The organism is Neokomagataea tanensis, from assembly GCF_006542335.1.
Classification (GTDB): domain Bacteria; phylum Pseudomonadota; class Alphaproteobacteria; order Acetobacterales; family Acetobacteraceae; genus Gluconobacter; species Gluconobacter tanensis.
Genome location: NZ_CP032485.1, coordinates 1,976,495 through 1,995,898 on the forward strand (window position 1 = coordinate 1,976,495; position 19,404 = coordinate 1,995,898).

General features: G+C 52.5%; 15 protein-coding genes and 1 tRNA gene. 7 read left to right on the plus strand and 9 right to left on the minus strand.

What is annotated here, in order from left to right; all coding sequences use genetic code 11:
- Nucleotides 1-4: 4 nt before the first annotated feature.
- Together rpiA and D5366_RS08990 are read left to right on the plus strand one after the other, a co-directional pair.
- On the plus strand, nucleotides 5-709 hold the full coding sequence (gene rpiA / locus D5366_RS08985; protein WP_141493186.1) for a ribose 5-phosphate isomerase A: 705 nt from the start codon (nucleotides 5-7) through the stop codon (nucleotides 707-709).
- A 50-nt stretch (nucleotides 710-759) separates the two neighbouring features.
- On the plus strand, nucleotides 760-1,281 hold the full coding sequence (locus D5366_RS08990; RefSeq protein WP_141493923.1) for a gluconokinase: 522 nt from the start codon (nucleotides 760-762) through the stop codon (nucleotides 1,279-1,281).
- A 199-nt stretch (nucleotides 1,282-1,480) separates the two neighbouring features.
- Here D5366_RS08990 and D5366_RS08995 read toward each other — a convergent pair whose 3' ends face one another.
- From D5366_RS08995 to D5366_RS09010, 4 genes are all read right to left on the minus strand, one after another.
- Nucleotides 1,481-2,599 (minus strand): glycerophosphodiester phosphodiesterase family protein, encoded by a 1,119-nt coding sequence (locus tag D5366_RS08995; RefSeq protein ID WP_141493187.1) that lies wholly within the window; start codon nucleotides 2,597-2,599, stop codon nucleotides 1,481-1,483.
- 13 nt (nucleotides 2,600-2,612) lie between these two features.
- The gene (locus D5366_RS09000; protein WP_141493188.1) at nucleotides 2,613-5,114 is read right to left on the minus strand and encodes a TonB-dependent receptor; all 2,502 of its coding nucleotides are present in this window, start codon (nucleotides 5,112-5,114) and stop codon (nucleotides 2,613-2,615) included.
- Between the two features lie 110 nt (nucleotides 5,115-5,224).
- Complete coding sequence (locus D5366_RS09005) at nucleotides 5,225-6,670, minus strand: ATP-binding protein (protein WP_141493189.1); 1,446 nt, start codon at nucleotides 6,668-6,670, stop codon at nucleotides 5,225-5,227.
- Nucleotides 6,667-7,890 (minus strand): TIGR03862 family flavoprotein, encoded by a 1,224-nt coding sequence (locus tag D5366_RS09010; protein WP_141493190.1) that lies wholly within the window; start codon nucleotides 7,888-7,890, stop codon nucleotides 6,667-6,669. Before D5366_RS09010 ends, D5366_RS09005 begins: the two co-directional genes overlap by 4 nt.
- Nucleotides 7,891-8,001: 111 nt before the next feature.
- On the opposite strand from D5366_RS09010, the gene ade reads away from it, so the two are divergent.
- Nucleotides 8,002-9,714, plus strand: coding sequence for an adenine deaminase (gene ade / locus D5366_RS09015; RefSeq protein WP_373317515.1), 1,713 nt, complete (start codon nucleotides 8,002-8,004; stop codon nucleotides 9,712-9,714).
- A 50-nt stretch (nucleotides 9,715-9,764) separates the two neighbouring features.
- Here ade and D5366_RS09020 read toward each other — a convergent pair whose 3' ends face one another.
- Nucleotides 9,765-9,947: an entericidin A/B family lipoprotein gene (locus D5366_RS09020; RefSeq protein WP_141493191.1), complete on the minus strand. Its 183-nt coding sequence runs from the start codon at nucleotides 9,945-9,947 to the stop codon at nucleotides 9,765-9,767.
- 323 nt (nucleotides 9,948-10,270) lie between these two features.
- Complete coding sequence (locus D5366_RS12235) at nucleotides 10,271-10,432, minus strand: DUF2256 domain-containing protein (RefSeq protein WP_141493192.1); 162 nt, start codon at nucleotides 10,430-10,432, stop codon at nucleotides 10,271-10,273.
- A gap of 398 nt (nucleotides 10,433-10,830) precedes the next feature.
- On the opposite strand from D5366_RS12235, the gene D5366_RS09030 reads away from it, so the two are divergent.
- Nucleotides 10,831-11,433: a contact-dependent growth inhibition system immunity protein gene (locus tag D5366_RS09030; RefSeq protein ID WP_141493193.1), complete on the plus strand. Its 603-nt coding sequence runs from the start codon at nucleotides 10,831-10,833 to the stop codon at nucleotides 11,431-11,433.
- Between the two features lie 350 nt (nucleotides 11,434-11,783).
- Here D5366_RS09030 and D5366_RS09035 read toward each other — a convergent pair.
- Together D5366_RS09035 and D5366_RS09040 are read right to left on the minus strand one after the other, a co-directional pair.
- Nucleotides 11,784-11,860: transfer RNA gene (locus D5366_RS09035), tRNA-Arg, on the minus strand.
- Nucleotides 11,861-11,924: 64 nt separating this feature from the next.
- Nucleotides 11,925-12,932 (minus strand): alpha/beta hydrolase, encoded by a 1,008-nt coding sequence (locus tag D5366_RS09040; RefSeq protein WP_141493194.1) that lies wholly within the window; start codon nucleotides 12,930-12,932, stop codon nucleotides 11,925-11,927.
- A 52-nt stretch (nucleotides 12,933-12,984) separates the two neighbouring features.
- Between D5366_RS09040 and polA the strand changes: the two genes are divergently transcribed.
- The 3 genes from polA (at nucleotide 12,985) to D5366_RS09055 (ending at nucleotide 18,033) form a co-directional block, all read left to right on the plus strand.
- Nucleotides 12,985-15,759 (plus strand): DNA polymerase I, encoded by a 2,775-nt coding sequence (gene polA / locus D5366_RS09045; RefSeq protein WP_141493925.1) that lies wholly within the window; start codon nucleotides 12,985-12,987, stop codon nucleotides 15,757-15,759.
- A 17-nt stretch (nucleotides 15,760-15,776) separates the two neighbouring features.
- Nucleotides 15,777-16,376: an SCO family protein gene (locus D5366_RS09050; protein ID WP_141493195.1), complete on the plus strand. Its 600-nt coding sequence runs from the start codon at nucleotides 15,777-15,779 to the stop codon at nucleotides 16,374-16,376.
- A 64-nt stretch (nucleotides 16,377-16,440) separates the two neighbouring features.
- Nucleotides 16,441-18,033, plus strand: coding sequence for an ABC transporter substrate-binding protein (locus tag D5366_RS09055; RefSeq protein ID WP_205839628.1), 1,593 nt, complete (start codon nucleotides 16,441-16,443; stop codon nucleotides 18,031-18,033).
- A gap of 72 nt (nucleotides 18,034-18,105) precedes the next feature.
- Here the strand turns inward: D5366_RS09055 and purD are convergent, their stop codons facing one another.
- Complete coding sequence (gene purD / locus D5366_RS09060) at nucleotides 18,106-19,335, minus strand: phosphoribosylamine--glycine ligase (protein WP_141493197.1); 1,230 nt, start codon at nucleotides 19,333-19,335, stop codon at nucleotides 18,106-18,108.
- Nucleotides 19,336-19,404: the final 69 nt, after the last annotated feature.

The following is a 19,404-nucleotide window of genomic DNA, read 5'->3' on the forward strand; positions in this document are numbered from 1 at the left end:
AGCCATGAGTGGTGCCGGCTCAGAAATTGAAATCTACAAAAGAATGGCAGCGCGCCGCGCTGCCGACCTTGTAGAAGATGGTATGACGGTCGGTCTTGGGACCGGAAGCACAGCCAAATATATGATTGAACGCTTGGGAGAGCGCGTAGCAGAGGGTCTGCGCATTGAAGCCATCCCAACGTCGATTGACAGTGCTGAAAAAGCGGTAAAAGCCGGTATCAAGCTGACGGATTTTTCGAAACACCGCGTGCTGGATATCGCTATTGATGGCGCCGATGAAGTGCAACGCGGTACGCTGCATCTCGTGAAGGGCCTCGGCGGGGCGCTGTTGCGCGAAAAGATTGTAGCCCAGTCCGCAAAACGTTTCGTAGTGATCGTCGATAATCGAAAGCCGGTAGACCACTTGGGTGAGCGAGCGCCTATTCCCGTTGAGGTCGTTTTCTTTGGCTGGGAGTGCACCGCTGAACGTTTGATGGAATGCGGGGCTGTTGTTGCCAAACCAAGAATGGACAGCCACGGCCATCACTACATCACCGATAACGGAAATCTGATTTTAGACTGCGTTTTTGGCCTTATTGATGACGCAGAAAAGCTTCAACAACGTATTGGGTCAATTGTTGGGGTCGTTGAACATGGCATGTTCCTCAACATGACTAATGAAGTCTTCGTCGCAATGGATCATGGAGTCGAGCGGTGGGAACGGAAGTAGCACCCTCTGAGGGTAAGAAACCAACGGTTCGTCCGCATTTCATCGTTGTGATGGGTGTGTCCGGTACCGGCAAAACGACGTTAGCGACAGAACTTGCACGCAGATTGGGCTGGGATTTTCAGGAGGGCGATGCGTTGCACCCTGAGAATAACATTAAAAAAATGTCCTCTGGTCAGCCACTGACTGATGAAGATCGTCGTCCATGGCTTGAGCTTTGTCATGATTGGCTTGAGCGTGAAAGAAACATTGGTCACGGTGCGGTGTTAACGTGCTCAGCACTGAAGCGCTCATACCGTGAGCAATTGCGGGCGGGTCTTCCTGTAGAGTTTGTATATATCAAAGTAAGCCCTGAAGTTTTAAAGGCGCGCATGGCAGCTCGTGAGGGGCATTTTATGCCGCCGAGCCTTCTGCCAAGCCAGTTGGCCACCTTGGAAGAGCCTAGTAATGATGAGCCGGTTATCGCGGTAAATGGCGAAGAGGCTGCTGAGCGTGTCGTCGATGAGCTGGTGAAGATTTTGGGTGAGGACGCCCATTCTTTCGTAGAAGTCTCGTCAGGTGTGGCTCCGGCTTGAGCCCCTAGCTGACTGTTTGGAATAAGAAAAACGGCGCTTCGTACTTCGAAGCGCCGTTTTTCTTATTCCTATGTAAAAGACCGCAGAACTCTGAGGCTTTGAGTGTCTCTTGCACGTTGTTCAGAAGCAATCCACAGCTCCGTCCCCTGAGATGTTCTATGAAACTGGGGATAACATGCGTGTTCCGCGGTTGGGTATCTCAGATGGGGCCATTCAGTGCGAGCCGGCCAATAGCCGGGTCATCTGTAAAGAAGCCATCCAAGCCGAGGTCAAGGTAGCGGCGTAGTTCCGCAATCATACCTGCTGGATTACGTTCTGCGGGAGTGCCGGAATTGCGGAGTTGTTTGGGTAAGAAAAAGTTTTCAGGGCGGGCAGTGTAAGAGTGGACAAGAAGACCTGCTGCATGGGCGTCGCTGATCAGGGTTGAAGGGGCAAGCCAAGCGCCTTGTGCGTCTCTTGGGATGATGTCGATATTAGATGGACCAATAACATCTGCGAATTGGCGTACTTCTTTCAAACCTGATGGCGTCATAAGGTCGCCAAAAGTTGTTTTTTTACCTGACGCGGCGATATCGGCTGGGACGACATTACGGTCATCCATCAGGAACATCAGGCGGGCCTGAGGATTAATATCGAGAACTTGCGAACGGATTTTTGCGAGGTTTGCAGTTTCAAAAGACTGAAGTTCGAGCGGGGCTTGGCGTGTGTATTCATGCGCCGCGATAATTTTCAAGAACTCTGTCTCAGGGTCTAATCCGATACTATGGAAAAATGTCGAGTGTTTTATCTCAGGAATAATGCCGAATGTTTTTCCGGTGGCTGAGGCCTCTGCTGAAACAAGCTCGATCATTTCCTCAAATGTAGGAATGGCAAAACGATCATTATAACGCGTATTTTGCGGACGGAGCGTTGAGAGGCGTTCACGTGCTCTGAGAGTTTTGATTTCTGCGAGAGTAAAATCAAAAGTGAACCAACCTGTTTGTTTTTCCCCATCAATGGTCAGGGTACGACGGCGGCTGGAAAACTCAGGATGTTCGGCGACATTGGTTGTTTCTGCAATATTGGGTTCGTGGCGGACGACAAGGTGCCCGTCCTTTGTCATTACCAAGTCCGGTTCAATGTAGTCAGCGCCATCCTGCATGGCTTTGGCATAGGCACCAAAAGTATGCTCGGGGCGAAGGGCTGATGCACCACGATGGGCGAAAATTAAAGGCTGCGGGGCTAGGGACGGGGCAGCCTTAGCTGCCCGGGGGGTTATGATGGCGGGTGCCATGCTGGCCGCCGTGAGGAGGCCAAGGGTCTTACGGCGGGTCAACATGGACAACTACTCCTTAGAGGGAACCGCTAACAGTCAGGAAGAACATGCGTGGCGCGATGGGGAATGCGGTATACTGGCCGCTTGCTGCTCCTGCATTGACGGTGGACCAGCCACGCTCACCGGTAAGATTGGTGATGTTACCCTGTACCTTCAGAGATGCAACATGCGGCACGTTGTTGAAGGTATAACCAGCGTTCATGCTGAAGAGCTTATAGGATGGTGTGGACATATCGTTGGTGAAGGTGGTGTAACGCTTGCCCTGATATTCACCGATAAACTGGCCGTAGGCATTGCCCCAGTTGGTGCTGGCAATAAACTTATTGCTCCATGCGGGAACGTTCACTACGTTTTTGCCCGCCGTAGCAACGACATTACCGTTGTTCAGGTAATTCGCGTTGTACTGAGACTTATTATACGACAGCGCGTCATATAGTGAGAAATGTGAACCCAGGTGAATGGTTCCGTTCACGTCCACGCCGTTTGTATCCACTGAGCCGACATTGGCCAAAATGGTGGCGGCACCCGCGACGGAATAGACGTTGCTGGTTGCGATAGCGAGCAGACGATTGGAGAAGTGAACGTGGTAATATGTGATCTGACCTTCAAAGCCGGTGATGGGGCCAAGGTTCAGGTTGCGGTGTTCACGCAGGCCTGTTTCGTAGGTCCATGATGTTTCGGGCTTGCCGTTTTTACGGAAATCTTCAAACGCCGCTTGGCTTGTCGCGCCCCAAGGGGTTGCGTTGCCGTAACCGGCAGCCTGGAAGGAGCGTACATTTTGCTGAATGTTGGCGAACCACTGTTCGTGGGGTGTGAGGGTCCATGTGGCGCCGAAAGACGGCAGGAAAGGCTTGGTCGTGCTGATCTGGCCACCCGGTACTGTAATGGCGTTTTTAGGTGACAGCGCGCCGGGAAGGGCTGCAACGGGGAGTGTGCCGTTTGTGTAGACCAGCGTGGATTTGAAACCGCCCATTAGAGAGAAGTTCTTGGAAACCTGCCATACGTCCTGCAGATGCGTGACGAATGTATTGGTATAGAAATAGTTGGTATATTGCTTGATCAGCGGGTTTTGCTGGCGCTCATACGGTGTGGTTGGGTTCTCGAAGGAGAATGCGTACCAGCGGCGGGCTTGTGTGTTGTTGTTCCGCTCGTACCAACCGCCAACTTCGATGGAGTGGTTGTGAAGGTGGTAGCGTAGTGCGGAAGTGAGGCCGCCGCGATTGTCCCAGTATTCTGTAGTACGTGTTGCGTAGCCGGAACCACCAAAGACGTTGTTTAGGCTTTGTGAGTTGAGGCCGGGGTAATAGGCGGCAAAGAGTGTTGGCAGACCAGCAACGGTTGCTGGGCCAGCGATAATGCCTTCACCGAGGTTGTGGTGGTAATAGAAGTTGTTATCCCAGTGCAGGTTTTCACTGAAATCATGGGACCATTTGGCGTAGGCTAAAAAGTCTTCACGCTGCGCGCCGCCGTAATAATTGCGGTAGTTGTTTGACGCAATCAGGCTCTTGATGTTGGGAGAGTTAATATAGTTTTTTGCGGCGTTCAGGTCAGGGAACAGAAATGGGCGTGTGTAAGGAATATTGGTGGCATTTGGTGTGACCGTGACAGGGTCTTCGTTTGGCTCGACCTTATCAGACCAGTCGAAGAACACGGAAAGATGGTCATGCGCCGTGTCGTGACGGAATTTCGCATTAACCTGATAACCGCCTTGATGTGAGCCGGGGTTGTCCCAAGAGCGGGCATCTTGTCGCACGAACGAGACGTAGGCGCTGTTACCATTGCCGAAATCACCCGTGTCGAGGCGGGCAAAAGTGCGGAAGGTGGAGAAGCTACCGAAGACTTGCTCAACTTGTGCGCCGCGACGGTGGGACGGGTCTTGCGTTGAGAACTGGAGTGAGCCGCCAAGATTGGAGGTAGAAGCAGTGCTGAGGTCACCCGCGCCGGTGGCAATGGATGTTGCGCCGACGTTTTCGCTGATAACAGCACGCTGCGGGGAAAGGCCGTTATAGTTACCATACGCCTGGTCACCCAGCGGGATGCCGTCAAGTGTGTAACCAAGTTGGTTTTGGTTAAAGCCGTGAACAATGAGCGATGAGTTTTGTTCGTTGTTGCCCCATGGGTCAGCGTTATTAAACACGACACCTGGCAATACAGACAAAGCTTTGATGGGGTTAATACCCGAGAGCTCACGCTGCATTTGCACCCGGCCAATGGTTTGTTCCGAGTGAGTGCGGCGCGCAGTGATAATGAGCTGTTCGTTGCCGCTTACTGCAGCATTTACAGAGCGTGGTGCCGCATGGTGGGCAGCGGGCACTGTCGTAGCAGCAATTGTGCGTGTTGGTGCCGGCTGAGCCGTAGGGGCTGAGCGGTATTGCGCAGATGTTTTAGACGCCTGAGCGGCAGAAACTTTTTTGGCATGGTGATGCGCAGGTGCAGCATACGCCGACGCAAAAGCAACCGCGAGCGGGGAGCAGAAAAGTGCAAGTTGCGCGCGACGACGCAGTAAAAGACCCGACATGGACAACCTTATGGATGACATGAAAACCGGGTCGGAACCTAAACATTACGAGAAGTTTACGGTGTGAACATAATATTAATAAATTATTTCATATTTATTACATAGCCTGTTCAGGTTGTACTCCATCCAATACCAACGATAGCAACCCTTCGTTGAGATGATGTTTGCTGAAGCACAATGACTTCACGTTCTTCCAAATAGTTTAATTGTCGGCGCGCACGCCCCAAAGAATGTGTGCCGTAAGCTCTAGCAAGAGCATCATCGTCCGGGCAGGGCAAAGCATCCCAAGCATGACGTGCGAGCAAGAGAAATACCCCCCTGACATCTTCAGGTAAGGTATGGGCAACGTGCTCTGCCTGCTGCCATTCTTCCGTTTCCGCGCGTGAACGGTCCAAACCGACGCGGGAATTAATAAGTATGCGCTGGAAGCTGGGAAGGTCTAATATTGTCCTTGGTAGGCCCAATATGCGCGCTCTTAGCTGAAAATCTTGGTAGAGCGTTGCTAACGGTTTATAGTCAGCATCATCGCCGGACGCGACTTCTGAAACTAGGGACCAAAGCGTATCTGGGTCAGCTTCAATGGTCGTAGTAGCGGTCGCGGTGCTGATTTCGGCGGCATCGCGGTTTGTGCCGTATGCATCCAACTGAGCGAGAAGGTCAGGCGGCGGCGGGCGGTTTTCCCGGCGTGGGCGTGGAGAAAGCTCTGCGATAGGTTCAAGAATTATATCGCGCAGTTCTTCCGCTGGTACCGGCTCTAAGGGCACGAGAATAGGGCCGGTGGCATGGCTGGCCGTTTCTACGCTCCCGATGGCGACTAGCTTCGGGCGCCGGGATAAAGCTGGCCCGAGGGCCATAAATTGACCGCGTGCCAAGTCCCGGAAGGATTCAGCTGTGCGGCGTTCCATGCCCAGCAAATCTGCTGCACGGGCCATATCAATGTCGAGAAATGTGCGGCCCATAAGGAAGTTGGAGGCTTCGGCGGCGACGTTTTTGGCTAGCTTCGCGAGGCGTTGCGTTGCAATGACGCCTGCAAGCCCGCGTTTACGGCCGCGGCACATGAGGTTTGTCATCGCGCCAAGGGAAAGGCGCCGTGCTTCGTCTGTAGTGTCCCCGCCAGCAACTGGTGCAAATAGTTGAGCTTCGTCCACCACGACGAGGACAGGATACCAGTGGGCGCGGGGTGCTTCAAACATCCCATTCAGAAAGGCCCCCGCTGCACGAAGCTGCATTTCTGCTTCCACGTGTTCGAGGTTTAAAACCACGGATGCGCGGTGTGCGCGTACGCGTTCACCGGCAGCGCGGAGGCTTGCCTCGCTTTGGTCCTCTACATCAATGACCAGATGTCCGTAATGCTCGGCAAGAGTAACGAAATCCCCCTCGGGGTCGATCATAACCTGCTGCACGACATTGGCTGTTTGTTCCAGCAGGCGCCGCAAGAGGTGCGATTTTCCTGAACCAGAGTTGCCTTGCACGAGAAGTCGCGTTGCGAGGAGTTCGGGGAGGTCGAGTTCGATGGAGGAGCCGTCGCGGCCCTGTCCGAGAATGATGGAGGTCATGGGCTGAAGCGGATAGCGGAATCTTGTGATTCGAGCCAGTCGATCATGCCTTGTGCTGCCATTCGGCCTGTAGAAAAACAGGCTTGCAATAAGTAACCGCCTGTTGGGGCTTCCCAGTCCAGCATTTCTCCAGCTGCAAAGAGGCCGGGCTGAGCTTTTAGCATGAAGCGGCTATCGAGTTCTGTGAGTTTAAGGCCGCCGGCTGTAGAAATGGCGCGATCGAGTGCATCAGTGCCGGTTAATGTTAGAGGCAGCGCTTTGATAGCGACCGCTAATTGATGTGGCGATGCATTTTTCGGGGTGGCATCGCGCACAAGCTCCCTAGAAATACTGTCCAGTGCGAGGGCTTTACGCAGACGGTTTGATAGGCTCTCACGAGGGCGCTGAGCAGTTAATCTTTGCTCGATTTGCTGCAAGGTAAGAGTAGGGCGAAGGTCTAATGTAACCTCCGCTCGGCCTTTGGATATCAAGTCATCACGCAGATTGGGTGTTAGGGAATAGAGTGCGCTGCCTTCTAAGCCTCGTTCCGTAACCGTTAGATCGCCACGTCGTATTTGCTGATTGTGCTTCAGGGCAATACCGTGGAGAATACTTCCATTGTGGCGCTGGCGAAATTCTGCTGGCCAAGAGGGAATGAAGCCGCAATTTGATGGCGCGAAAGCCGTGGTTAGACCCGGAAATAGGGAAACCCAGGCGCCATTTGATCCGAGACGAGACCAGCTGGCTCCACCTAGGGCGAGAAGAGTTGCACTGGGGGTCGTGATTATCTCACCGTGTAGTGTAGAAAAGTGATTACCCTGCTCCGAGAAGTGCGTGAAGTGGTGGCGGGTATGAAGCGTTGCTCCGAGCGTATTAAGCCTGCTCAACCATGCGCGCAGCAAAGGCGATGCTTTGAGAGCTTTAGGGAATATTCGCCCAGAAGAGCCTGTAAAGCAGGGTTGGCCCAAATTTTCCGCCCATTCCTGCAAGGCAGTGGGTGGAAATGCACGGATAGAAGGCTCAAGATAGGCTCGTGCAGCGCCATAGCGTTTAAGGAATGTTTCCAAAGCCTCGGCATGGGTCAAGTTCAGTCCTGAACGACCTGCCATTAGCAATTTACGCCCGACGCTGGGCATGGCGTCATAAATATGGACATCGTACCCGGCGCTCGCCAAGTGTTCTGCTGCCATTAGCCCTGCCGGGCCCGCGCCAATAATATCGATAGTGCGTTTTGGAATCATGGCAGCGTCAATGGCACGTTCCGCAAAATTTGTCAGGTTTTTCGATGAAGGATGTTGCGGGAGCTAAGCGCGTTATGCGATGGCCTTGTCATGATAGAGAAGGAGACCAGCATGTCAGATACGGGAATGGAGCGCATTTTAAAACAGCGCATCGCCCAAGGGCAGGGGGCGGAAACCGCAGATGTGGTGATCCGCAATGTTCGTATGCTGGATTTGGTGACAGGTGAATTAGTCCCGACGGATATTGCTGTATGCGGTGATACTGTTGTGGGGACTTATGGCCGTTATGAAGGAAAAACGGTCATTGAGGGGAATGGTCGTATCGCGGTACCGGGGTTCATCGACACACATTTACATGTTGAATCGTCGCTGGTGACACCACAGGAGTTCGACCGTTGTGTGCTTCCGCATGGCGTAACAACGGCAATCTGCGATCCTCACGAGTTGGCTAATGTCGTCGGTGGAGCCGCGTTTGATTTCTTCCTGACCTCGTCTGAGCGTATGATCATGGATCTGAGAGTTAACCTCTCAAGCTGTGTCCCTGCTACAGACATGGAGACTTCAGGCGCTTCTCTGGATGCTGCTGCGCTTGTGGCTTACCGTGACCATCCGCAAGTCATTGGCTTAGCAGAGTTTATGAATATGCCGGGCGTTTTGAACGGTGATGCTGGCTGCATTGCCAAATTAGCCGCATTTGCTGGCGGGCATATTGATGGTCATGCGCCTTTGATGCGAGGAACGGCGTTGAATGGCTATCTATCGGCCGGAATAAGCACGGATCATGAAGCGACACGTGTGGATGAAGCGCTGGAAAAAGTTCGTAAAGGGATGACTGTACTGATCCGAGAAGGATCGGTTTGTAAAGATTTGGAGGCCCTTGCACCTCTTTTGACAGTAGAAACATCGTCTTTCTTTGCTTTTTGCACGGATGACCGGAACCCACTCGAAATTGCGCATGAAGGGCACCTAGATTACCTCATTCGCAAAGCTATCTCATTAGGGGTTCCGGCTTTGGCGGCCTATCGCGCAGCTTCTCTCTCTGCTGCTCAGGCATTTGGTTTGCGTGATCGTGGTATCATTGCGCCGGGCAAACGCGCTGACGTCGTATTATTGGACGATTTGGCGGAATGTCGTGTCTCTGATGTGATATCTGCTGGTCGGTTAGTGAACGATGCGCTCTTTGAGGCAAGGGAGATTGTGCCTGCTATTGGTAAAGATAGCATGCGCCGCGCTAAAGCCGTCACGGTGGCGGATCTAGCTGTGCATGGTACGGGTAAGGCCCGGCCTGTCATTGGTATTGTGCCCGGGCAAATCATCACAGACTATCTGACGCATGACTTACCTGAAGATGCCGGGCATGTGCTGCCTGATATTACGCAGGATATTGCTAAGCTCTGTGTTGTAGCCCGACATGGCCATAACGATAATATTGGCCGAGCTTTTGTTCGTGGGTTCGGTCTTACAAGCGGTGCTCTCGCGTCGTCTGTTGGACATGATAGCCATAATGTTTGCGTAGTTGGCGTGAATGATGCCGATATGGCATTGGCTGTGGAGCGTCTCATGGCCACTGGCGGGGGGTTTGTCGCAGTGCAGGATGGTCAGATACGTGCTGAACTGGCATTGCCGGTTGCAGGGCTCATGAGCGATGCACCTTATGAACAAGTGCGAGATGAGCTGATTACTTTGCGTGCCGCTGTAGCGAAAATGGGTGGAACGCTTGAAGAGCCGTTCCTTCAACTGGCCTTTTTGGCGCTGCCAGTGATACCGCACCTGAAGTTGACAGATCGCGGGTTGGTTGACGTTAACAGGATGTCTTTTGTTTGATTAAAATTTGCGGGGCCCACCAGCACTGATGGGCCCCGCAAAAGTCTAGATTACTTGCCGCTTGTCCAGCTGCTAATCTTTTCCTTAGCGCCCGTTGCGGCGCTTGATGTTGCATGTCCAGCTGCAGAAATGTCTTCACCTGCACCGCGTGTTGTGTTGCAAGCGGAGAGTGAGAGGCTACCGCCAGCAAGCAATGTGATGGCGAGGACTGTGCGAAGAGTTTTAAAGTTCATGACTTTTCCTCCTAAGTGGATTTGGATTTATCGCAGCTTGCGCTGAGAAGTTCCGTGCCTTTGCAGCGGCTTGAAGAGCATAGCCTAAAAAACAACGGTTTTAAGGCAACAAAAAGGCGTGATGGGTACAAGAACTGCAAGGGATACAAGCAAGGTTACGGCAATACGGTCTTCTAAGCTTGTTCTTGACTGCGGCAACAAACTACTTTGAATTCCCAGATGAATGGTGTTTGGGCTATGACAATTTCGGTTAGCATTTAATTTTCTTTTTGTGTCAAAGGCAAATGCCTGTGCACTTCTGCTCTTCGTTTTAAAGTATGAGTTTATTTTTGCCGTTTGCAACGCTCAGAACAATAGAGGACGCTGTCCCAGTTTTTGGCCCATTTCTTGCGCCACGAAAAAGGTTTTTGGCACACAGGGCATTCCTTTTGGGGAAGATTGGACTTAGTCGGCTTACGATCTAGCTTGCCTTGTCCGCGCGGCATAAGCGTTTACTCATTTCGTGCTAAGGTCTATTTTTTGTTTGAACGCCTTAGTGTATGTTAAGTTTGTTAAAACTTAAAATGACAGTTGTTATCAATATAGGGTTTTTTTATATTTAATAATTACATTATAATTTTTTAGTTAATTCAAATAAGCAGTCGAGGAACTTACATATCCATGGAATGTATGACTGACAGCATGAAGAGGGGTGCTCCTGTCAAAGTAACGTTCGGTCAGAGTGATACCCGACCCTACAGGTTTTGTTGGCTGCCCGGGTAGATGGTACAATCGACGCGCAGTGGAAACAGATCTGCGAAGCCTATCATGGCGCCGCCGTAAAAATGGCCTCTTATGAAACCAATGGCTACAAGCCACTCACTTTTGAGATCGATGCCATCGTATGAATGAGTTAATTTACACCCCGGAGCGTATTCGCAGTCTACACAGAAAAAGTGTGATCATTACTCTATCACCCAAATATATTGCTCTTGTGTCACAAGAAATCTGGGGAGGTATGTATTTCTCGCGGACGGGTTGGTGCGTCCATGCTCCCGGAGATACCTCCGTGCAGTGGATCGGTGAAAATTTTCGCAAAGCTCTGTTGAGTAGCGAGTATTTTGATAAACCTGAGTTGCCCTCTCTCAAGGGGGAGGAGCATGACAGAATGCAAGAAGCGTCAAATCAAAGACGATTAGCGTTCAACGACGAAATTATGCGCACATACGGCTACAAAATATACAAGCAAATCGGCGATCGATGTGATGTTGTCTTTGCAAGTTGGCATGATTTAGTTGATGACTTCGTGACGTTGGCCGCCAGTAAGCGGAGAGCCGGTGGGCATAGCGCGTGGGGGCCGATGGATAAGAAAAAATATGCCTCGACGCGGGTCACCGTTCCGCTCTCCGCGTCCGACGAAGAGCTCGGCCTCGCCATTCGCGATGCCCTTTCTCGCTGTGAAGCACCGGGGCGGCAAAAGATTAACTCACCGGTGCTGTCAGATTAACGCCTTCGTGGCAGATGGCAGCAATGAACAAGGTGCCTGTTAGCTACAAACGGCATCGATTTTGCGTGCAGTGACCGTGTATGAAGTGTGGCCGTATTTCTATTTTCTACTGAGTTTTCGTTTGGTTGAAGACGCGCTTTTGGAACGTGGGAGTATGATGCGATCCGTCGCTGGCGCCTCAAGCGCGGTGCAAATTACACGCGTTGTTTGCGGCGAAAACCTGTCAAACGCGGTAATCTGTGGCATTGGAAAAATCAGCAGCGTCAAGGGTGCGCCCAACTGTTGAACCAGACCGTTAGGGTAACAAGCCCTGCAGGTGAACGGCAGAAAATAGCTATTTTTTAGAGATGTGGTGGACCCGACGCGATTCGAACGCGTGACCTTTGCCTTCGGAGGGCAACGCTCTATCCAGCTGAGCTACGGGTCCCTTGGCGCCCTCGATAGACGGTTCTAATAAGTTTGCCAAGTCCTTTCCCTGTATGATGGTAAATTTAGGGGGGAGAGGTTGCTTTCCATAGGCTCGCGGCAATGTCTCCGCCGGAAGGTAGCATTTTGTCGGGTGTGAAAATCCATGAGACGATATCACGTGCTACGTCGCGTTTATCACGCTCTAAGAGGTGGTGTGCGGAGGGTATTTCATCGAGTCTAACCGTTGAGGGAAGGCGGCTTATCAACCGGGTTGTATAGGCAGGAAGAACGAACTGATCTCTGCCGCCAAAAATCATTAGACTTGGCTGCGTCAGATGGGGTGCAGCGTAGTAGGCGCTGCGCATGAGATGGGTTAGGCCATCAAGTGTTTCTATGGTTGCGTAGTGCATTGTGAGGGGATCAAAATAGAGCCTTCGGGCGGCGGCCATATTGTCCGTTGCAACCCGAGTGCCGGGAACGGAAGATCCATCAAGTCTTTTTTGAGGAGCGATGGCGTCCAAGCCGTCCAGAATTTGTCGCCAAGGTGTTCCTATATCGAGTGCCGCAGGGGCCAGAAGGATAGTGCCCCTTATGGGAGGTGCATCAGGACGTGTAGTGAGGAGAAGAGCCACCGCGCCCCCCATGCTTGAGCCCATAACGTAAAGTGAGGTTTTTGGATATTGTACGTGGACCCAGTGGGCAATTTCGCGTGCGTCTTCAACCATGCGTTCGGTGCTGCTCCAATGCCCGCGCTCTGCTGTGCTGCCGAAGCCGCGTTGGTCGGGTGCAATAATTGTTATGCCCTCTGCATTAAGCTCAGGGGCAATAGTTTCCCAGCCATCACGGCTGTCCCCGTAGCCGTGCAGTGCCAGAATGAGAGCTTTTACAGGCTGACGCGACGGATAGAGGCGCAAGGGTATGGAATGATGGTCGGATGCTGTGAGCAATAGACTGGGTGGGATGAGTGCAGTTTCTTCGGCTGTCAGGTGCAAATTAGGACGCTGGATATGGCTGGCACAGGCAGAAAGACAAAGCGTGTAGCACAAGATTGCATATGGACGGTTTGAAACGCGCCAGAAAGGGCTTATCATTCGCCGCAATATGTTGCGCCTGTTTCGTATGGGCGATTGAGGAGAGTTATTGGTGACGTCTGAAGCGCCCCATTTAGTACTGGTTGATGGTTCTGGGTTCATTTTCCGGGCTTTTCACGCTTTGCCACCAATGAGCAACCCGGAAGGTGTTCCGGTCAATGCTGTGTATGGTTTTACCAATATGTTGACGCGTTTGCTACGTGACCATGTTGGTACGCATTTGGCCGTAATATTTGACGCAGGACGGCACACATTTCGTAATGATCTCTATCCTCAGTACAAGGCGCATCGTCCAGAAGCACCGGAGGATTTGCGTCCACAATTTAGCTTAATCAGGGATGCTACGGCAGCGTTTAACGTGCCTTCTATAGAACTGGCCGGTTGGGAAGCTGACGATTTGATCGCGAGTTATGCGCGCGCGGTGGTCGAAGCTGGTGGGCGCTGCACAATCGTATCGTCTGATAAAGACCTTATGCAGTTGATCCGCCCGGGTGTGGAATTGCTCGACCCAATGAAGCAAAAACCTATCAGGGACGCAGAAGTAGAAGCAAAATTTGGTGTTCGCCCCGATCAAGTGGTGGATGTTCAGGCGCTGATGGGGGATTCTACGGACAACGTGCCTGGTGTGCCTGGTATCGGCGCAAAGGGCGCCGCGCAGCTGGTGAACGAGTTTGGTTCGTTGGAGGCAATTTTAGCCGCAGCGCCTTCCATGAAGACCTCCAAGCGCAAACAGAACCTCATAGATTATGCAGAAGCCGCACGTATTTCTCGTCAATTGGTACTGCTGGCCGATGATGTGCCGCTGCCTCAACCAATAGATGCGCTTGGGTGCCGTGATGTTGAGCAAGAGACATTGCGCACTTGGTTGGCGTCGATGGGTTTTCATTCGACGATACAACGTATGGGAATGAAGCCAGCCCCAGCTGCGGCACCTAAGCACGCTACTCAACAGAATGATGCATCCGCGGCCAATCAAGCTGAAGTTGAAAAGCCTGCCGAGCAGCAACCGTTCACGGGCTACAAAACGGTTATGGAAATAGAAGTGCTTGATCAGTGGATTAAGCGCGCGCGTGATGTTGGCGTTGTTGCGGTTGATACCGAGACCGATAGCTTGAACGCTCGGCAAGCGGTTATGATCGGGCTGTCTTTGGCGGTTGCGCCGGGGGAGGCGTGTTACGTCCCATTGGCGCACGAGGGGACGCTGGACCAGCCAACAGGAATGCAGCTGGAGCGCAGCGCTGTGCTTGAGCGCCTGGCTCCGCTTTTAGCTGACGAGAGCGTTTTAAAGGTTTTTCAAAACGCGAAATATGATCTGACGGTGTTTCGTGGTGCCGGTATAAAAACCATTACCCCGATAGATGATACGATGTTGTTGTCCTACGCCCAGTCGGCAGGTGAGCACGGGCAGGGAATGGATGAACTTTCTGCACTCCATCTAGGACATACGCCGATCAGTTACGATGAAGTCACTGGCAAGGGGCGTAATCGCATTCCTTTCGCGCGCGTGGCGCTGGATCGGGCCACGGCATATGCAGCAGAGGACGCAGACGTTACCTTGCGGCTGTGGCACGTATTGCGACCAGAATTGCGCGCACGCAAATCTCTTGCACTTTATGAAGAGATGGAGCGGCCGTTAATCGGTATTCTGACAGACATGGAAGAAGCGGGCATCAAAGTTGATGCTGCTGAACTGCGCCGCATGTCAGAAGATTTTGAAAAGCGCATGCGTGAAATCGAAGCTGATATACATACGCAAGTGGGGCGTAGTTTTAATGTTGGCTCTCCGAAGCAATTGGGAGAGATTTTGTTCGACGAAATGGAGCTTCCCGGCGGCAAGCGCACCAAAAGCGGAGCTTGGGGTACAGACCAATCTGTCTTGGAAGGTTTGGCAGAGCAAGGGCATGATCTGCCTCAGAAAATATTGCAGTGGCGGCAGTTGGCCAAGCTCAAGTCTACCTATGCAGACGCTTTGGTAGAGCAGATGGACCAAGGTAGCCAGCGCGTCCATACATCGTACCAAATGGCTGTCACGACAACGGGTCGTTTGTCGTCCAATGAGCCAAATCTACAGAATATCCCGATCCGCACCTCCGAAGGGGCACGCATTCGTAAGGCTTTTGTTGCGGCTCCTGGACATGTTTTGGTTTCGGCGGATTACAGTCAGATTGAATTGCGCCTCTTAGCGCATGTTGCAAAAATTGAGCCTCTTTTAGAGGCTTTCCGTTTGGGGCAGGACATTCACGCGCGTACAGCTTCTGAGGTGTTTAATATACCGTTGGAGGGCATGGATTCCCTTACGAGACGTCGGGCAAAGGCCATTAACTTCGGAATTATCTACGGTATTTCGGCTTATGGTTTAGCCCGTCAGTTGCAAATTTCTCCGGGCGAAGCGCGCAAGTATATTGACGCTTATTTCGCAAAATATCCCGGAATCCATGACTATATGGAGCGCACAAAGGAAGAAGCACGCGAACATGGCTACGTCCTGACACCATTTGGTCGGCGCTGTTATGTGCCGGGTATAAAAGAGAAAAACGGTGCTCGCCGCAGCTATGCGGAGCGTCAGGCAATTAATGCGCCTCTACAAGGTGGAGCCGCAGATATCATCAAAGCTGCAATGGTGCAGTTGGCACAAAAATTACCAGAGACAGGTTTGAAAGCACGTATGCTGCTCCAGGTGCATGACGAATTACTGTTTGAAGTTGCTGAGAATGATGCGTCAGCTCTGGCAAGTTTTGTCCGCGAGCAGATGATGGCAGCGGCGTCCTTGGATGTTGCGTTAGAAGTTGAAACCGGCATTGGCCACAGCTGGTCCGAAGCCCATTAAAAGAGGGAGTGCCGAAGATGTCCGTATATAAAGCGCATCTTGGTAAGTTGATCGTGGCAGCTGCGCTCTTGCTTGCCGCGCTAGTAGGGTACGGTGCTTTTCAAATGGCATCTCACAGTGGGACAGGCTGGTTAGTCCAGTCTAATGGAAATGCTGTCGGCGGCAGCTTCCGCTTAGTGTCACTTGGTGAAAGCACAGTCTCTGAGGGCGACTTTCATGGCAGATGGCTGCTTGTGTGGTTTTATGATGCACGAACGCCTTTGCACATTGGGCGCCCTGTGCTTGCAAGCCTAGAAGCAACACGTAATGCTTTAGAGGCGAAGGGCTTGCCTGTAACCGTCATTGCCGTTTCTCTGGACCCTAATATTGAGACGGACGTTGCTAAAGCATACGTCCTCCCCATTGCTCCCCACGTTATGCCTCTGACTGGGACACAAAACATGATCCGCGCAATGACCGCTCTGTACCATGCGCCTTATAAGATGGAGGATGGACACTTTAAGCAGGCGCCGCAGGTCATCGTTATGGACCCTAAAAGCCACTATGCAGGAATGCTGGATACATCCAGCGATGCTGCAACATGGATCGAAAATATTGAACACTGGGCGGCGCGTTAGAGTGAGGTACTGGGGGCAGTTTGGTCTCGCAATTATTGCGTTTTTCGGCGGTGCGTTTTCTGCCATGGCGGAAGATAGGTTGCCGCTGGACTGGAACGGCCAAACATTGGGTAGCCCCCACCGAGGTGGAACATTGCGCCTGACGGCAGACGGCCCCGGCGGAACATTGGATCCACAAATTAATTACGGCACGCAGTATATGCAGGTTTTTGTCGTAATGTATGATCCGCTGCTCGTGTATCGTCAGGCGCCGGGCAAGGCAGGGTTGGAAGTCGTGCCGGACTTGGCTGAAGCTATGCCAAGTGTCAGCGCTGATGGGCTAACGTGGCATTTGACGCTACGAAGCGGATTGAAATTTTCAGACGGTTCGCCTGTAGAGGTTGAGGATGTTGTTGCATCGTATCAGCGCATTTTTCGTGCGGGCAGTCCGACTGCGGCGTCATTCTACGGTAATATTGAGGGTGCAGATACGTGTTTGAAAACACCCGATCGCTGCATTTTGCCAGGGGTGAAAGGTGATCCTAAAACACGGGAGATCACCTTTCATTTAGTCCACCCTGACGGAGAATTTACGTACAAGCTTGCTTTTCCCCACGCAGCAATTTTGCCCCGTAACACGCCTGCACATGACTTGGGAATGCAGACTGCACCCGGTACGGGCCCTTATCGTTTGACGCATTATGACCCGGAGCACGGAATGGTGCTGGAGCGTAACGCGTTTTTTCATGTTTGGAATCCACAGGCACAGACAGACGGTTTTGCTGACCGGATTGAGTATAATTTTGGCCTATCTGACGAGGCCCAAGTTACGGCGGTTGAGCAGGGGCAATATGACTGGATGCTGGATGCAAAGCCCGCTGACCGTCTGGGTGAAATTGGTTCAAAGTATACCGAGCAGGTACATATAGAGCCGCTTTTGGGGCTTTATTATCTGGCAATGAATAATCATGAGCCACCTTTTACGGATGAGCGTGTCCGTCATGCGGTAAGCTTGGGAGTAAACCGCCATGCCATGACCATCTTGTTTGGCGGCAGTGCTATCTCAGAACCTTTGTGTCAGATGGTGCCGCATGGGCTTCCGGGCGCCGATCTGGGTATGACTTGCTTACAGGACGTGGCTCGGGCGCGGCGTTTGGTGCATGACGCCGGGGCTGACGGCGCATCCGTGACTTTGATTGTACCCAATCGTGCGATTGAACTGGGCATGGGCACTTATTTACGGAACGCTTTGTCTCAAATTGGATTGAACGCGCAGTTGCGGCCGATTACCGCTGGTTTGGCAGATAGTTACGAGCAGAACACAGCAAACCACGTGCAAATTGCGCTTTCTTATTGGTTTGCCGATTATCCGTCACCTTCGACCTTCTTAGACGATCTGTTCGGCTGCGATAACTATCATCCGAATGCGTCCGTCTCTCCGAATTTTACGGGCTTTTGTGACCAACACATCCAAGGTTTAATGGATCAGGCAAGGGAACAGGTGAATGTGGCCCAAGCGAACCCTCTATGGGAGGAAGCTGGCCGCTCCATCATGGCAAAAATGCCCGGTGCGCCAATGATCCAAATGAAAACAGTGGATTTCGTGTCCCATCGCCTAGGGAATTACACGTCAACGTGGCTGGATCACATGTTATTTTCGCACGTATGGGTGCAGTAAATAGTTTTTGGAGGTTGCACCCATTGCTGATTAGCCCTCGTAGCAAGCAACGAGGGCTTAAAAGATGTTAAATTACAAACCAATATCCGTGCGGAAAATTTTATCGGACCACTCGATTTTATCGGCGGCTTCGTATGCGTGCTTGCGGGCTTCTTCTGCTGTCGCGGCGCGGGCGCTGATGGTTAGGACGCGCCCACCATTGGCAACGAGTGCACCATTTTCCAACGCTGTGCCGGCATGAAAGACTGAGACGCCCTCAACGCTCTCAGCGTTTTCAATTCCACGAATAGCGCCACCTTTTTTTGGGGCGTCTGGGTAGCCGTCAGCGGCAAGGACGAGCGAGATAGATGCTTCGTCTGTAAAGCGTGCCTCCGCATTGTCGAGCTTGCCTTCTGCTAGAGCAGCAAGCACAGGGAGGAGGTCGGATTCCAAGCGGATGAGTAGGGCTTGTGCCTCTGGGTCCCCAAAGCGAACATTGTATTCGATGAGGGATGGACCGGTTTCGGTCAGCATTAGGCCGGCAAAGATTACGCCACGAAAAGGTGTGCCGCGACGCGTCATTTCACGCAGCATGGGGCGCACCGTTAGGTCCAGAGCGTGTTCTTGTGCTGCGCGGTCAAAAGCTGGTGGCGGTGCAATAGCGCCCATGCCGCCTGTATTGGGGCCAGTATCGCCATCACCAAGGCGTTTATGGTCTCGTGCAGCACCAATTAATACGGCGTCATCATCCGAGCAGAATGCGAATAAAGAGACTTCCCGGCCTACAAGGCAGTCCTCAATCACCAAGGGCATACCGAGCTTTTTAATTGCTTCTTCAGCCTCGTTCACGCTCTGCGCGACGACAACCCCTTTGCCTGCTGCGAGGCCATCAGCCTTTACGACTATTGGGGCGCCTTTGCGTTGAACGTAGGCCAGAGCCGCCGCTTCATCCTCGAAACGTTCCCATGCGGCAGTTGGAATGCCAGCGGCATCGGCTACGTCTTTGGTGAAAGCTTTGCTGCCCTCAAGTTGCGCTGCGGCCTGGGAGGGGCCAGCGCATGGAATACCCGCAGCAACACACGCATCGGCTAAGCCAACGACGAGCGGCGCTTCCGGACCAGGCACGATGAGGTCTATATTCTCGGATTTAGCAAAGGCGACGAGAGCCTGAACGTCATCTGCTTTGATCGGCACGAGAGTAGCATGTGCAGCCATGCCGGGATTGCCCGGTGCAGCATAGAGTGTGGTGAGGTGCGGGGAACGTGCCAAGCAAGTTGCTAGAGCGTGTTCGCGCCCTCCGGAGCCGACCAGCAAAACGCGCATGTCACTTTATCCTTTTCTCTACGGGTGCCGCCGTAATGGGGCTTCGTCTTTTCGCGTCCGTAGCATAGA

Coding starts and splice junctions, on each gene's coding strand:
- D5366_RS09005 (WP_141493189.1), bottom strand. CDS start 6,670: ATGACCTCCATCATTCTCGGACAGGGCCGCGACGGCTCCTCCATCGAA.
- ade (WP_373317515.1), top strand. CDS start 8,002: ATGTCAGATACGGGAATGGAGCGCATTTTAAAACAGCGCATCGCCCAA.
- D5366_RS08995 (WP_141493187.1), bottom strand. CDS start 2,599: ATGTTGACCCGCCGTAAGACCCTTGGCCTCCTCACGGCGGCCAGCATG.
- rpiA (WP_141493186.1), top strand. CDS start 5: ATGAGTGGTGCCGGCTCAGAAATTGAAATCTACAAAAGAATGGCAGCG.
- purD (WP_141493197.1), bottom strand. CDS start 19,335: ATGCGCGTTTTGCTGGTCGGCTCCGGAGGGCGCGAACACGCTCTAGCA.
- D5366_RS09050 (WP_141493195.1), top strand. CDS start 15,777: ATGTCCGTATATAAAGCGCATCTTGGTAAGTTGATCGTGGCAGCTGCG.
- D5366_RS09040 (WP_141493194.1), bottom strand. CDS start 12,932: ATGATAAGCCCTTTCTGGCGCGTTTCAAACCGTCCATATGCAATCTTG.
- D5366_RS09030 (WP_141493193.1), top strand. CDS start 10,831: ATGAATGAGTTAATTTACACCCCGGAGCGTATTCGCAGTCTACACAGA.
- D5366_RS09010 (WP_141493190.1), bottom strand. CDS start 7,890: ATGATTCCAAAACGCACTATCGATATTATTGGCGCGGGCCCGGCAGGG.
- D5366_RS09055 (WP_205839628.1), top strand. CDS start 16,441: ATGGCGGAAGATAGGTTGCCGCTGGACTGGAACGGCCAAACATTGGGT.
- D5366_RS09020 (WP_141493191.1), bottom strand. CDS start 9,947: ATGAACTTTAAAACTCTTCGCACAGTCCTCGCCATCACATTGCTTGCT.
- D5366_RS09000 (WP_141493188.1), bottom strand. CDS start 5,114: ATGTCGGGTCTTTTACTGCGTCGTCGCGCGCAACTTGCACTTTTCTGC.
- D5366_RS12235 (WP_141493192.1), bottom strand. CDS start 10,432: ATGCCGCGCGGACAAGGCAAGCTAGATCGTAAGCCGACTAAGTCCAAT.
- D5366_RS08990 (WP_141493923.1), top strand. CDS start 760: ATGGGTGTGTCCGGTACCGGCAAAACGACGTTAGCGACAGAACTTGCA.